This window comes from Pseudomonas sp. WS 5079, from assembly GCF_012985465.1.
Classification (GTDB): Bacteria; Pseudomonadota; Gammaproteobacteria; order Pseudomonadales; family Pseudomonadaceae; genus Aquipseudomonas.
Genome location: NZ_JAAQWN010000003.1, coordinates 164,952 through 179,325 on the forward strand (window position 1 = coordinate 164,952; position 14,374 = coordinate 179,325).

Annotated in this window: 10 protein-coding genes; 5 read left to right on the top strand and 5 right to left on the bottom strand. The window is 60.8% G+C overall.

Translation table 11 applies throughout. The annotated features are described in order from the left end of the window. The first annotated feature begins 186 nt into the window (after positions 1-186). From HBO05_RS09525 to HBO05_RS09540, 4 genes are all read left to right on the top strand, one after another. Positions 187-3,096: an aminotransferase gene (locus HBO05_RS09525; protein WP_172312456.1), complete on the top strand. Its 2,910-nt coding sequence runs from the start codon at positions 187-189 to the stop codon at positions 3,094-3,096. Between the two features lie 303 nt (positions 3,097-3,399). Next, on the top strand, positions 3,400-4,278 hold the full coding sequence (aguB, locus tag HBO05_RS09530) for an N-carbamoylputrescine amidase (RefSeq protein ID WP_170042351.1): 879 nt from the start codon (positions 3,400-3,402) through the stop codon (positions 4,276-4,278). Between the two features lie 5 nt (positions 4,279-4,283). Further along, positions 4,284-5,390: an agmatine deiminase gene (gene aguA, locus HBO05_RS09535; RefSeq protein ID WP_172312458.1), complete on the top strand. Its 1,107-nt coding sequence runs from the start codon at positions 4,284-4,286 to the stop codon at positions 5,388-5,390. Positions 5,391-5,633: 243 nt separating this feature from the next. Beyond that, a complete protein-coding gene (locus tag HBO05_RS09540; protein WP_172312460.1) occupies positions 5,634-5,846 on the top strand; it encodes a hypothetical protein in 213 nt (70 codons plus the stop codon). Positions 5,847-6,032: 186 nt separating this feature from the next. On the opposite strand, the gene HBO05_RS09545 is transcribed toward HBO05_RS09540, so the two are convergent. Beyond that, positions 6,033-8,105, bottom strand: coding sequence for a TonB-dependent siderophore receptor (locus HBO05_RS09545; protein WP_172312462.1), 2,073 nt, complete (start codon positions 8,103-8,105; stop codon positions 6,033-6,035). A 460-nt stretch (positions 8,106-8,565) separates the two neighbouring features. Here HBO05_RS09545 and HBO05_RS09550 point away from each other — a divergent pair, with 460 nt between their 5' ends. Beyond that, entirely contained in the window at positions 8,566-9,861 is a 1,296-nt protein-coding gene (locus HBO05_RS09550; RefSeq protein WP_169863984.1) for an OprD family porin, read from the top strand. A 74-nt stretch (positions 9,862-9,935) separates the two neighbouring features. Here HBO05_RS09550 and HBO05_RS09555 read toward each other — a convergent pair whose 3' ends face one another. The 4 genes from HBO05_RS09555 to HBO05_RS09570 all read right to left on the bottom strand — a co-directional run bounded on the left by HBO05_RS09555 (position 9,936) and on the right by HBO05_RS09570 (position 14,280). Beyond that, on the bottom strand, positions 9,936-11,501 hold the full coding sequence (locus tag HBO05_RS09555) for a M48 family metallopeptidase (RefSeq protein ID WP_169953868.1): 1,566 nt from the start codon (positions 11,499-11,501) through the stop codon (positions 9,936-9,938). A 12-nt stretch (positions 11,502-11,513) separates the two neighbouring features. Further along, positions 11,514-11,879: a hypothetical protein gene (locus HBO05_RS09560; protein ID WP_029299836.1), complete on the bottom strand. Its 366-nt coding sequence runs from the start codon at positions 11,877-11,879 to the stop codon at positions 11,514-11,516. Between the two features lie 38 nt (positions 11,880-11,917). Further along, on the bottom strand, positions 11,918-13,264 hold the full coding sequence (locus tag HBO05_RS09565) for a CHASE2 domain-containing protein (RefSeq protein ID WP_172312464.1): 1,347 nt from the start codon (positions 13,262-13,264) through the stop codon (positions 11,918-11,920). Between the two features lie 137 nt (positions 13,265-13,401). Further along, positions 13,402-14,280 carry an EamA family transporter gene (locus tag HBO05_RS09570; RefSeq protein ID WP_172312466.1) on the bottom strand — a complete coding sequence of 293 codons (879 nt, stop codon included), beginning with the start codon at positions 14,278-14,280 and terminating at the stop codon, positions 13,402-13,404. Positions 14,281-14,374: the final 94 nt, after the last annotated feature.

The following is a 14,374-nucleotide window of genomic DNA, read 5'->3' on the forward strand; positions in this document are numbered from 1 at the left end:
TTCCTTAGACGGACATTGAGCGAATGGGGCATAGCTTGCGGGCTTGCGATGGGGCGTGCAAGGGGCGGTGGTCAGATTGGCCCAGCTTGCGTGCTTTAAAGAAGACAATCTCAATGGGGTCGGGGTTGCATCTGACCTATTAACAATGGCGATATAAGCGCCCAACAAAAAACCAGGGACCGTCACATGCTGCTCGATACATTGATCCACCGCACCCGTTTGCCGTGCCCGCAGGTCAGTCCGGAGCAAGCCTTGCAGTTGCTTGAGCAGCATTACGGCCTCAGCGGCACCCTGCAGTCCCTGGGCAGCCAGCAAGACCTCAATTACCGCGTCGACAGCGATCGTGGCCGCTTCGTCCTGAAAATCTGCCGGGGCGAGTACGCCGCCGTTGAGCTGCACGCCCAGCACGCCGCTCTTGCGCACTTGCAGGCACACGCCGGCGTCCGCGTGCCCAAGGTCATCAGCACCCTCGGCGGCGAGCAACTACTGAGCGTGACGCTGGCCGGGCAGGCCTTGCACCTGCGGTTGCTGGACTATATCGAAGGCCAGCCGCTGACCCACCTGCCGCATCTGGGCCGCGCGTTGATCACAGGTTTTGGCCGGCTGTGCGGGCAGATGAGCCAGGCATTGGCCGATTTTGCGCACGCGGGCCTGGAGCGCACCCTGCAATGGGACCCGCGCCATGCCCGGGAGCTGATCAGCCATTTATTGTCGACGCTCGACAACCTGCCGCAGCGCGCGGCCCTGGAGCGGGTCGCGGTAGAGGTCGAGCAGCGCCTGCGGCCCTTGGTCGATCAGTTGCCCTGGCAGGCCGTGCATATGGATATCACCGACGACAATGTGGTGTGGCAGCGCGATGCCGAGCGGCATTGGCAAGTGCAGGGTGTCATTGATTTCGGCGACCTGGTGCACACTTGGCGGATTGCGGACTTGTCGGTGACCTGTGCCGCTCTGCTGCACCACGCCGAGGGCGACCCGTTTGCGATCCTGCCGGCGATCCGGGCCTGTCACGCGTTGACCCCTTTGCAACCCCAGGAATTGCAGGCGCTGTGGCCGCTGATCGTGGCCCGTGCGGCGGTCCTGGTGCTGAGCAGCGAACAGCAGCAGCGCCTGGACCCGGATAACACCTACCTGTTGAAGAATGCCGAGCACGAGTGGGAAATCTTCCAGGTTGCCACCTCGGTGCCGTTTGAGTTGATGGAGGCGGCGATCCAGGTGTGCGTCGGTGCAACCCCCAAACCAGTGGCCAGCGAAGGCTTCGCCCCGCTGCTGCCGGGGTTGGTGGGGCGCGAGTTCGCGCTGATTGACCTGGGTGTGCTCAGTGAGCATTTCGAAGCCGGAAACTGGGAAACCCCTGGCATCGACCAACATTTATTGCAGCAGGCCGCAACGGTGCATGGCTTGGCGGCCAGTCGTTATGGTCAGTATCGCTTGTCCCGCACGCGTCCCGACTGCGCGAGCGAACCGCAAACGTTCGCCCTGCACGTTGAACTGTATGTGCCCCAGGGCAGTGTCGTAGAGGCGCCGTTCGCCGGCATCCTGCGCAGCACTGCCGATGGCGTATTAAGTCTGCATAGCGCGCAACTGAATGTACGGCTGCTGGGCCTGAAAAATGCCTTGCAACCCGGCGCCGCGGTGCTCAAGGGCCAGGTCCTGGGGGAGGCGGGCGGGGCATTGACCGTGCAACTGTGCCGGGTTGACCTTGATCCGCCATTGTTCTGTACGCCGTCCCGCGCTGCGGCCTGGCAGGTGTTGTGCCCCTCGCCGGCGACACTGCTGGGCCTTGCCTGTGACGCCGAGCCGGAGCTGGATCCAGAAGCCTTGCTGGCCCGACGCGACGCCAGCTTTGCGCGCTCGCAAAAGCACTATTACGTCGACCCGCCGCGCATCGAACGCGGCTGGCGCAACCATCTGATCGACATGCAGGGCCGCTCGTATCTGGACATGCTCAACAATGTCGCGGTGCTGGGCCACGGCCATCCACGCATGGCCCAGGTGGCGGCGCGGCAGTGGTCGCTGCTCAATACCAACTCGCGCTTTCATTACGCCGCGATTGCCGAGTTCTCCGAGCGGCTGCTGGCGCTGGCGCCCGAGTCCATGGACCGGGTGTTCCTGGTCAACAGTGGCACCGAAGCCAACGACCTGGCGATCCGCCTGGCCTGGGCCTACAGCGGCGGGCGCGACATGCTCAGTGTGCTGGAGGCCTATCACGGCTGGTCGGTGGCCGCCGATGCGGTGTCCACCTCGATCGCCGACAACCCCCAGGCCCTGAGCAGCCGGCCGGATTGGGTGCACCCGGTGACCGCACCCAATACCTATCGCGGCGAATTCCGTGGCCCGCACAGTGCGCCGGATTATGTGCGCAGCGTGGAGCACAACCTGGCGAAAATCGCCGCCAGCCAGCGCCAGTTGGCGGGTTTTATCTGCGAGCCGGTGTATGGCAATGCCGGTGGCATCTCCCTGCCGCCGGGCTATTTGCAGCAGGTGTATGCCCTGGTGCGTGCCCAGGGTGGGGTGTGCATCGCCGATGAAGTGCAGGTCGGCTACGGCCGCATGGGCCACTTCTTCTGGGGTTTTGAAGAACAGGGCGTGGTGCCGGACATCATCACCATGGCCAAGGGCATGGGTAACGGCCAGCCCCTTGGCGCCGTGATTACCCGCCGGGAAATCGCCGAAGCGCTGGAGGCCGAAGGGTATTTCTTCTCGTCCTCGGGGGGCAGCCCGGTGAGTTGCCGGATTGGCATGGCGGTGCTGGATGTGATGGAGCAAGAAAAGCTTTGGGAAAACGCCCAGGTGGTCGGCGGGCACTTCAAGGCGCGGCTGGAGGCGTTGATCGAGCGCCATCCCCTGGTGGGGGCGGTGCATGGCTCGGGCTTTTATCTGGGACTGGAGTTGGTGCGCGACCGCCAGACCCTGGAGCCGGCGACGCAAGAAACCGCCAAGCTGTGTGATCGCTTGCGTGAGCTGGGGATTTTCATGCAGCCGACCGGGGACTATCTGAACATCCTCAAGATCAAGCCGCCGATGGTCACGTCTAAACGCAGTGTGGATTTCTTTGTCGACATGTTGTCGAAGGTGTTGGATGAAGGGTTGTAGACACCTTTTATGAGTTGAAATGAGATCACCCCTGTGGGAGCGGGCTTGCTCGCGAAAGCGGTGTATCAGTGACAGATTTGTAGACAGACACACCGCTTTCGCGAGCAAGCCCGCTCCCACAAGGGTGATGGGGTTTCAGACGTTAACCCGATTGTTATCGGGAATATTTTGAGTTTTTTAGACGGTTGGATGTTTGCAAGCTTTAAAAGCCGATTTTTATCCGCTATAAAGTCGTCCAGCATTCCCCTTTCTGTCATCGGCCCCGGTTATCCTGGCCGCTGACCACCGCCCAGGAGATGATTCATGAGCCGTATCGTTACCGTCGCCGCTACCCAGATGGCTTGTTCCTGGGACCTCGAAGCCAATATCGAGACCGCTGAAAAGCTGGTCCGTGAGGCCGCAGCCAAAGGCGCGCAGATCATCCTGATCCAGGAACTGTTCGAAAGCCCGTACTTCTGCCAGAAGCCAAACCCGGACTATCTGCAACTGGCAACCCCGGTTGCAGAAAACGTGGCCATCAAGCACTTCCAGAAAATCGCCAAGGAACTGCAAGTGGTCCTGCCGATCAGCTTCTTCGAGCTGGCCGGCCGTGCGCGGTTCAACAGCATCGCGATCATCGACGCCGACGGCTCCAACCTCGGGATTTATCGTAAAAGCCACATCCCGGATGGCCCTGGCTACCACGAAAAGTACTACTTCAACCCGGGCGATACCGGCTTCAAAGTGTGGAACACCCGCTACGCGAAAATCGGCGTGGGCATCTGCTGGGACCAGTGGTTCCCGGAATGCGCCCGCAGCATGGCGTTGCAAGGCGCGGAGATCCTGTTCTACCCGACCGCCATCGGCAGCGAGCCACACGACAAGACCATCTCGTCCCGTGACCACTGGCAGCGCGTGCAACAAGGCCATGCCGGCGCCAACCTGATGCCGCTGATCGCCAGCAACCGCATCGGCAACGAAGAGCAGGACGGCTACGACATCGACTTCTACGGCTCGTCGTTCATTGCCAACCAGTTCGGCGAAAAAGTCGAAGAGCTCAACGAAACCGAAGAAGGCATCCTGGTGCACAGCTTCGACCTCGATGAACTGGAGCACATCCGCAGCGCGTGGGGCTCGTTCCGTGACCGCCGGCCGAACCTGTACGGCGCGCTCAAGACCCTCGACGGTTCCCTGGAGTCCTGATCGCCATGACCACTTTGCACAGCACGCCTCGCGCTGACGGCTTCTATATGCCAGCCGAGTGGGCACCCCAGACCCAGGCCTGGATGATCTGGCCCGAGCGCCCGGACAACTGGCGCCTGGGCGGCAAACCGGCGCAGGCGGCCCACGTGGCAGTGGCCAAGGCCATTGCGCGTTTTGAGCCGGTGACGGTTGCGGTTTCCGCCGGTCAGTACGAAAACGCCCGGGCGCGCCTGGATGTGCCGAATATCCGGGTGGTGGAGATGTCCAGCGACGATGCGTGGGTACGCGACAGCGGGCCGACCTTCGTGATCAATGACCACGGCGAAGTCCGTGGCGTGAATTGGGACTTCAATGCCTGGGGCGGGTTTGACGGTGGCCTGTATGCGCCGTGGAACCGCGACTCCCAGGTGGGCGGCAAGATCCTCGAGATCGAGCGCAGCCCGCGTTATCGCACCGAGGGTTTTGTGCTCGAAGGCGGTTCGATTCACGTCGACGGTGAAGGCACCCTGATCACTACCGAGGAATGCCTGCTCAATCGCAATCGCAACCCCCATCTGGGCCGCGAAGAGATCGAAGCGGTCCTGAGCGCCAACCTGGCTGTGGATAAGATCATCTGGCTGCCCGACGGTCTGTTCAACGACGAAACCGACGGCCATGTGGATAACTTCTGCTGCTACGTGCGCCCGGGTGAAGTGTTGCTGGCCTGGACGGACGATCCGCAAGACCCGAACTATGCACGCTGCCATGCTGCCATGGACGTGCTGCAAAACAGCACCGACGCCAAGGGCCGCGCGTTTACCGTGCATAAAATGCCGATCCCGGGGCCGTTGTACGCCACTGAGGAAGAATGCGCCGGTGTCGACCCGGTGGACGGTTCCCAGGAGCGTAATCCGACCGTGCGTCTGGCCGGTTCCTACGTCAACTTTCTGATCGTCAACGGCGGCATTATCGCGCCGAGTTTTGATGACCCGCTGGACAGCCGCGCCCAGGAAATCCTCCAGGGCCTGTTCCCGCAGCATGAAGTGGTGATGGTGCCGGGCCGTGAACTGTTACTGGGTGGCGGCAATATCCATTGCCTGACTCAACAACAGCCCGCGCCGCACAAAAACTGAGTGCAGTTGTAACAGGCAATTTCGCTGCACCTCGGCTGATTGCCGGCAAGTGCGCCGGGTAATAACAGCAAGCCCATGGCCCGTCGGGGTCGTGGGCTTTTTTGTGTCCGCAGGCCTATAAACCGGACGCTTTGGCACAGCTCTTGTATCGGCGTTGTGACAGTGATCGGGGTTTGTGACTGCGCAGTTCTGTCATAAACCTTGAGTAAGTTAGCCGCTCAAGCAGTAGGAGAGAGCGCTGAAATGAACGCCGATATCAACCTGGTCTATAAACGCGCGCCCCATCCTTCGGTCGTGCGAGGTGACGCGATTCACACGCTGGCACTTTGGTTGAAGGCAAACGGCTCACGGCGCGTGCGGCAGGCTGACCCGCGCCGGGTGATGCGTGAGCGCTACCCGGTGGGGTTGTTCAGCGAGGATGAAGTGCAAGTGCTGTGCGACCTGATCCAGGACTGACTGACACTGATCTGCAAGTGTGGGAGGGGGCTTGCCCTAATGCCAGTCAGTCAAGCGCAGATCCCCTGTGGGAGCGGGCTTGCTCGCGAAAGCAGTGGGTCAGTCAACATCAATGTTGGCTGGGCCGACGTCTTCGCGGCGATGCGGCGATCCGACAAGCCCGCTCCCACAGGAACTGCATGTGGCTTAGAAGTTGTACGTCCCCGTCACCACCAGGCTGCGCGGCTCACCAAACTGGATCTGGTTGGCGCTGGTCGCCGACGCGTAGTACGTCTTGTCGCTGATGTTGTTCAGCGCCGCCCTCACATCCCAGTCCTTGTGCCGGAACCCGGCCAGGGCGTCCCAGCGGCCATAGCCCGGCAACACCACGGTGTTGGCGTTATCGGCATAACGCTCGCCCACCAGGGTCAGGCCGGTTTCGGCGTACCAGCCCATTTCCGGTTTCCAGGTGACGAACAGGCTGGCGTTGCGCTTGGCCACGTCGCTGATACGCTTGCCTTCAAAGCCATTGTTGTCCTTCACCACCTTGGCATCCTGCACGCCGACGCCACCGCGCACATACCAGTTGCCGACGATTTTGCCGGTGGTGGTCAGCTCGATACCACGGGAGCGCTGGATTCCGCTGAGCAGGGTGATCAGCGGGTTCTCCGGGTCGCGGGTGCGGCGGTTGTACAGTTCCAGTTCATACACGGCGAGGGTGGTGCTCAAGCGGTCGTCGAGCCAGTCGCTCTTGACCCCGATTTCCTTTTGCTTGGTCAGCTCGGGGCTCAGGTCATTGGCATTGCCCGTTGCATTCGGGGTGATGCCGATCAGGCCACCGCCGGTGGGGGAAAACGTCTTGCTCCACGACGCGTAGAACGAATGGTTCTCCACCGGCGTCCACACCACGCCCAGCCGTGGGCTGGTGTTGTGGCTGTCGACGGGTTGCCGGATATTGGTGATCTTATTGGTGGTTTCTACTTCAAAACGGTCGTAGCGCAAACCGGCGAGTACTTGCCACTGATCGTTCAGGCGCAGTTGGTCCTGCACATACAGCCCCTGGCTTTCGACTTCGGTGTGGTTGTTGCTGGAGATCCTCATCGGCCCGGTATGGCTCAGGTGCCGGTTGGGGTGGTTCAGATCGAGGCCGGGCACTGTTGCCGTTACCGCGCTGTACAACTTCGGATCACGGCGCTGGCTGCCCAGCTCCACGCCGGTCAGCAGGCGGTGTTCCAGGCCAAAGGTATTGAAGCCACCTTCGAGTTCGACGTTATTGAATACGTTGCGCGTCGTCAGGTCTTGCTGCCAGCGCTGGCGCCCGACCATGTTGGTCACAGGGTTGTAGCCGGTCAGGTAGGTGTTGTCGAAATCACTGTCGAGCTTGAACACACCCAGGGTGTGACGCAGTTGCCAGCTGTCGTTGAGTTCATAGGCGAGCTTGGAGCGCAGGGACTGGGTGGTGTCGTCGATATAGTCCCGTGGATCGCCGTAGGTAGTGTCGCGGCTCACATCGGCCGGGCGCCCGCGCACGCCAGGGATGCCCCGGTCCGGGGTGCGGTCGTAGCGGCTGTATTCGTATTGCACCAGCCAGTTCAGTTGCGGGGTCAGTTGCCAGCTCATCGACGGGGCGAATAATTTACGGTTGCCGCTGATGCCATCGCGAAAGCTATCGGTGTCTTCGTTACCCATGTTCAGGCGCAGGCTGATGTTCTCGGTCGGGTCGGCGCTCAAGTCGGTGTACAGGCTGCGCAGCCCGTTCGTGCCGCCCTGGGCCTCGATGCTGGAGGCGCGCCCGGCCTGGGGCAGCTTGCTGACGCGGTTGACGATCCCGCCCTGGCCACCACGGCCGTACAACAAGGCGGCGGGGCCCTTGAGCACATCGATGCGCTCGATGTTGTGCAGGTCGCGCACGTATTGGCTGTCGTCGCGGATGCCATCGAGGTAGAAGTCGCTGCTGGCCTCGAAGCCGCGGATGCGCAAGCTGTCGAAGCGTGTGTCGGCGCCGCTGCTGACGTTGGGGATGCCACTCAACGCCTGGCCCAGGTCGTTGGTGCCGTAGGCGCGCAGGTTCTCGGTCTTTACCGAGTCGATCGCCTGGGGCACGTAGCGCACCGGCGTACTTGTGCGCGTGGCGGTGTTGGTGTCTTTGACGCGTGGGTCGTCTTCGTCAGCTTCGGCGCTGATGGCGGTGGCGGGCAGTGTGGTCGCGGCGCAGGCAAATCCGGCACACAGCAGTGCAGAAAGCCCAAGGGTCATGGGCGTCAGGCGAGAGGCAGGCATCTAGGGGCGCATCCGTAAGAGGGAGGGTAAATAATGCGCGAATGATAATGCTTGCTATTTGCGCGCGTGATTTATTCTTACGCTGCCTGTTCGGGCATTTGTTACAAAATGTGTTTTTGAGGGAATTTTACGCATCAATGGAAAATGCGTTACCCACCAGCGGCTTATTCACACGATGAATTGGCCGAGCGTATATATCGCGTAAATAATGGCTAAATAATATCGCTTAGACTTTTTTTGCCTAAATACAGACGATTCACTAAATTGACACGCGGTTCAGGGCGCGGATAGGATTCGCCTCAACGCCTGTGGCTAACCGCCATGACTTCTCTATAAAAAAGGCCCGCGGCATATTCGGTCGTCCGCGGGCCTTTTTTTATCCGGGGAAAGTCGATACCAAAAAAGCCAAATGGAGCCAGGTGTCACAGCGCGTACTCAACCAGTAATAAGGAATAAAAAAATGTTGAATAAACGGATGGGTCTGATTGCTCTGGGGATTTTGAGCGCTACTCAGGCAATGGCAAACGACCAGGAGCAATCCAAAGGCTTCGTGGAAGACAGCCACTTGAACATCGCGGCGCGTAATGCGTATATCAGCCGCGACTACAAAGACGGTGGTAAAGATAAAGCCGAGTGGGGCCAAGGCTTCATCGGTAAGTTCGAGTCCGGCTTCACCCAAGGCACCGTTGGTGTGGGTGTGGACGTGATCGGCCAATACGCCATCCGTCTGGACGGTGGTAAAGGTCGCAGCGGCGCTGGCGGCATCAACTTCTTCAAGCAAGGCGACAGCGGCGCAGCACCACACGACCTGGCCAAGGGCGGCGCAGCCGTCAAGGCACGCATCTCCAACACTGTGCTGAAGTACGGTGACCAGATGCCAGCCGTGCCGGTCCTGCAGTACGACAACTCCCGTCTGTTGTCGGAAACCTACACCGGTACCTCGATCGTCTCCAAAGAGATCAAGGGTCTGGAGCTGCAAGGTGGTTACTTCACCAAGGAAGCCCAAAAAGGCGCCGAAGGCACCGACAGCGGCAACCTGAAAAACATCGCCTACCTGGGCGGTAGCTACAAATTCACCGAAAGCCTGTCGGCCGCGCTGTACGCATCCGACATGGAAGACGTGCTGAAGAAGCAATACGTCAACGTCAACTACGTGCTGGCCCTGCCACAAGAGCAGTCGCTGACTTTTGACTTCAACGGCTACAAGACCAAGCTGGACAAGAGCTTCGCCCAGCTGACCCAAGGTGATGCTGACGCCCGCGACAACAAGATCTGGAGCCTGGGCGCCACTTGGGCCTTCGGTCCGCACAGCCTGACCCTGGCTCACCAGCGCAGCACCGGTGACACCGGCTACATGTACGGCGGCTACCGTAACAACACCAAGGGTAGTGGTATCGGCGACGGTGGTAACACCATCCTGCTGGCCAACTCCTACTGGTCTGACTTCAACGGTAAAGACGAGCGCTCCTGGCAGGTCGGCTACGGCATTGACTTCAGCACCTTCGGCGTACCGGGCCTGACCTACAACATCGCTTACGTGCGTGGCACCAACATCGACGACGGTAGCAACCGTGGCGATGGCACCGAGCGTGAAATCTTCAACCAGTTCAAGTACGTAGTACAGAGCGGCCCGGCTAAAGACCTGAGCCTGCGTGCCCGTGCCTCCTGGTTGCGTGTTTCGACCAACGCCAACAACTACAACGTTGGTGGTAACGAAATCCGCCTGTTCGCCGACTACCCGATCAACGTGTTCTAAGATCGTGCGTCGTGCCTGATACCAGGCAATAAAAAACCCCGACTTGTCGGGGTTTTTTTATGGCTGCCTAAACCCTACGCCTTGACCTGCGCCAACTTCTGGCAGTTGGCCTTGCGCGCCGGGTACTGCCCGCATTTGCGCAACACGCTTTGCACCTGCTGGGTGTTCTGCAGTTGCTGGTTGGCCAAGAGCTTCTCGGTGATAAACAGCTCCTCCGAACCCAGGTGACGCTCGGCCGTGTCGATCATTGCCAGGGCGGCCTTGCCGTCGCCGCGCTTGAGGTAGTAGCTGATCATCAAGTCATAGGTCGAAGGCCCGGCCAGGGACCAGTCCTTGATCGCCTGCAATTCTTTGAGGGCATCGGCATTTCTACCCTGGGCCAGGCGCACGGCGTAGGCGGTGCGGCGGATGTTCGGCTGGTCCTTGACCGGCGAGCTCAAGGCGCGCCGGATAAACGCATCGGCCTCGGGCACCTTGTTTTTTGCCAGGGCGGCGGTGGCGGCGTAGGCGTCCTTGTAACCCTGCATGGCCTTGGCCACAGGCGCGGCGTCACGCACCTTTGGCCAGCTCGTGGTGTTGACCCGGGCGCGGCGCTCCTTGCGGTACTCGCGTTGCAGGTATTGGCGCAGCTCGGTGTCCCGGTCGATGGCGGACATGTGGGAGCGGTTGAAGTAATCGGTGGTGGCGGTGATGGTATTGGTCAGGCCGTCCTTGACCAGCACGTCCAGCTCCTTGGTAAAGCGGTCGAGGTTGAACTGCTGCAATGAATCTTGCATCGCGTCCTTGCGGGCGGTGAGAAAGCCCGTCAGCAGCGGCTTTTGCTTGCCCTGGAAATCATTCAGGCGCTCCAGGCTGTGGGTGGCCGCACGGGGCGCGTAGCCGGCCCGGATCATCAGGTCGGTGCCGAGCAAATCTGCCTGGTCCTCCTGGCTGCGGCCCCAGGCAGTGCTCCACACGTTGTCGGAAAAACTGTTGGCCAGCGAGGTATACAACACGGTATTGCCGATGGTTTTTTGCGTGCCGGCCGGGTCCTTGCTGAACAGTTTCATGGTGCCCGAACTGCGGTCCACCCCGGTGTTGGCCGCCACGGTTGCCAGGGCCACGGTGGAGGCCACGGTGGTGAACATGTCCTTCTGCTGCTGGAAGGCAGCGGCACGATCATGGTGGTGCAACAGCACGTGGCTCATTTCGTGGCCGAGCATGGCGGCGATTTCGTCTTCGCTGCCGACGTTCTCCAGCATGCCCAGGGGCACGAAGATATTTCCGTACGGGTCCGCCGACGGTCCGAAGCTGTAACTGTCGGTGATCTTCACCTGCAACAGCGGCAACTGCCCCGGCCAGCCCTTGGACAGGCGCGTGACGATGCCCTGCAAGTACACCTGCAACATCGGGATATCCACCAGGTTCTGCTGGCGCGCCTCGGCCGCAGGCACGGTGCGCCCGTCGTAACTCAAGCGCTGCTGGCCCGCGCGCTGCGGGTCGAGCTTGTAGTACTGGCGCACGTCAGCGTTGTCCACATAGTGGCCTTCGACGCGCGACTGGGTCGACGGCCCCACCAGGTTCAGAAACGCCTGGTCTGCACCCTTCAAGGTGGCGCAGCCGCTGAGCAATGCACTGGCCAGCAATAGATATCCCTTCACCGCGATACTCCCTTATTGATTGCAGCCGGCGCCGTAGCTGAGCGTGGAATTGTTGTGTGTGTCCTTGGCCAGGCTTTGGGGCATTAGCTGGCACGGCAGTGCGGTTTTGTGAAATGGCGGCTCGATACGCACGTCGCCGGTGTCCAGCCAGACTTTCTGCCCTGCCAATTCCACCTGGATCAGCTCCAGCGCCTGGTTGAGCTGCAACACCGGAAGAGGTTGCTTGGGTGCGTCTTTGCGCGCGATTTCCCGCTGCACTTTGCCTTGCTCGTCCACCACCTCCACCGGGTCGGCCAGGAACTCCTTGATGAGATGGGTTTCGGCCAGCACGCCCTGGCTGTAAAGCGCGGCGAGTAACACGATGAGGATCTTGTTCATCCTTGGTTTCCTTGAGTGAGACGACATGGCGGCACCCTTCAGCGGCCACGGTCGAAGAAGGCTTCGATCCGCTCGCTGAACAGCGCCAATGACAACAAAACAATCCCCAGTACGTTGACCAGGGTGATGTGGTTCAGATACAGCACCCCGCACACCACCAGCAGCATCAGCATCACCAAACCCCACGACGGATAGGGCGAGGTGAAGAAGCGGATCTCCTGCCTGCGCCAGCGAGTCCAGGTATGCAGGCCGGCCAGACGCCGGGCATGCAGGGCCTTGAGCACGATAATCAGCGCCAGCAGCCCAAGCTCCAGCACGTCCACCCAGTGCAGGTTCCAACCGGGGAAATTGGCCGGCTCGCGCTCGTAATCCATGCCCTTGTTGATCAGGTTGTCCAAGGCCATGGCATGCAGGTAAACCCCAGGAATCAGGCCATGCACGGGTGATTGCACCACGTCGCCGGTTGAGGTGATGCTGGCCCCGACCATCACCAGTCGGTCGCGCAGCAACCCGGCCACCAACGCCTGGTCTTCCGGTGAGCTGACCTCCAGGTCGCTGGCCGACAGGGTCAGGCTATAAGGGCAACGGGCCTGGGCGGAGTCGTCGAGTTTCCAGAACACTGCCTGGAAAAATTGCGCCACCCAATCCAGCACAAAGTTGCGCGGTGGTGCGCAGTGCCGGATATCCGCGATCTGCGCCTGCTGCGGCGCCAGCTTCAAGCCCCACTGCACGGCGATCGGCTGTAGCTGCGCCGCGGCTTCAGCATCCCGGGGCAGTTGGCTGGCACACGGCTGGCCCTTGCAGAACTGGCGGTACAGGGCCAGGGCCGGGGTTTCCATCACCCCCAGTGCGGTCGGCATCGCCAAGGGGTACTTGTCGTCCACACCGTCCCACACCACCAGCCCCGGCTGGCTGAATGCGGCAAACTGCTCGAGGGTATTGGCCTGCCCATTCTCGCCCCGCGTCACCCCGGTATTGGCCAGCAGCAGGGGAATGCCCCGGCGCTGATAGCGCTCGAACACATTCGCCAACAACTGGCTGCCCCGCGTCGGATCGCCCAGGGAGTGATCGTGGCTGTACAGCAAATCCACAAACACCGCCTTGGGTTTGTAGGCCAGCAAGCGCTTGAACAACTTGCTCTGCTCGCTATACGGCATCGGCCACGAGGTGTTGTTGCGCATCAGGTAGGCGTCGTCGATCAACACCACGGTGATATGTTGCTGGCCGGTGCCGGGGTAATTGCTGGAGAACATCCGGTTGAGCCACTGGGCGGATGCCTTGTCACTGGAGCTGGCCAGGCCGAAGGGGTCGAGCACCGCCAGCAACACGATAAAAAACGCGAGCAAATAGCGACGACGATTAAAAAGCGGGGGGTTCTTCGACATCCATGTCTCGATAAAAAACGGCGGGTGCTGTTGGGGGCAGGTTTCCCGCAGCGAATGCATGGGGTTTTAAAGGACGGGGAGGGGGGTGTCAATTAGAAATATGGCTAAGTGCCATCTGGCGCCCGCCGCCCTCGGCATCAAGCGGCAGATGACGTCCCCGCCGGGCGTGATTTCACCAGCCCCACGGCCAATGCAGACAAAATCAGCGCAATCGAGATCCCCTCGTTGAGATCGACCCGATGCCCCAGCAACAGCATGGAACCGGTGACGCCAAACACCGGGATCAGCAGCGACAACGGCGCCACCTTGGAGACCGGGTACTCGCGCAGCAGCAGGTTCCAGCCCCAGTAACAAAAGTGCGTGGCCGCATACACCTGGAATAACAGCGAGAACACCGTCAGCCACTCCATATGGGTGACCAGCGCAGTGAACGGCGCTGATCCATGGGCCAGCCACGTCAGCAGCAGCAACGGAAGCGGCGGGAACAGGCTGGCCCACACCACAAAGGCAAACATCTCGCGCACTTTTGATTGCTTGATGATGACGTTGCCCACACTCCAACTGAACGCACTTACCAGCAGCATGCCGTAACCCAGGGTTGTCGCCTCGCCCGGACTGCTGGCGATAATGCCGATCAGTCCTACAGCCGCCAGCCCCACTCCGAGGATCTGGCCGACGCTCAGTTGCTCGCGAAACAACAACACGCCCCAACCCAGGGTAAAAAAGGCACTGAACTGGATCAACAAGGCTGCCGTACCTGGCGGCACACCCCATTCAATCCCCAGGTTGATCAAGGCCCACATCGCCACCCCGAAGATCAAGCCATAGGCCACCAGCCACTTGAGCGCCACGGTCGGACGCCGCACAAAAAACACCCACGGCAACGCCGCCAGCGTAAAGCGCAGGGCGGTCAGCAACAGCGGATCGATCCCCGCCAGCCCCAGCTTGGTAATCGGAAAATTCAGCCCCCAGACAGCCGTCACCAACACGGCCAGGGCCAAGTGTTTCTTTTGCATAGTGTTCTGATTCCTGTGTGCGTCAGCCAAGGCCCAACTATGCGCAATAGGTGAGCTGGCTCGCTTGCACTATCAGGTCATAAATCATTAAATT

Excerpts from the sequence above, each read along its gene's own strand:
- HBO05_RS09545 (WP_172312462.1), bottom strand. The coding sequence starts at position 8,105 with ATGCCTGCCTCTCGCCTGACGCCCATGACCCTTGGGCTTTCTGCACTG.
- HBO05_RS09565 (WP_172312464.1), bottom strand. The coding sequence starts at position 13,264 with ATGTCGAAGAACCCCCCGCTTTTTAATCGTCGTCGCTATTTGCTCGCG.
- HBO05_RS09560 (WP_029299836.1), bottom strand. The coding sequence starts at position 11,879 with ATGAACAAGATCCTCATCGTGTTACTCGCCGCGCTTTACAGCCAGGGC.
- aguA (WP_172312458.1), top strand. The coding sequence starts at position 4,284 with ATGACCACTTTGCACAGCACGCCTCGCGCTGACGGCTTCTATATGCCA.
- HBO05_RS09550 (WP_169863984.1), top strand. The coding sequence starts at position 8,566 with ATGTTGAATAAACGGATGGGTCTGATTGCTCTGGGGATTTTGAGCGCT.
- HBO05_RS09540 (WP_172312460.1), top strand. The coding sequence starts at position 5,634 with ATGAACGCCGATATCAACCTGGTCTATAAACGCGCGCCCCATCCTTCG.
- HBO05_RS09570 (WP_172312466.1), bottom strand. The coding sequence starts at position 14,280 with ATGCAAAAGAAACACTTGGCCCTGGCCGTGTTGGTGACGGCTGTCTGG.
- HBO05_RS09525 (WP_172312456.1), top strand. The coding sequence starts at position 187 with ATGCTGCTCGATACATTGATCCACCGCACCCGTTTGCCGTGCCCGCAG.
- aguB (WP_170042351.1), top strand. The coding sequence starts at position 3,400 with ATGAGCCGTATCGTTACCGTCGCCGCTACCCAGATGGCTTGTTCCTGG.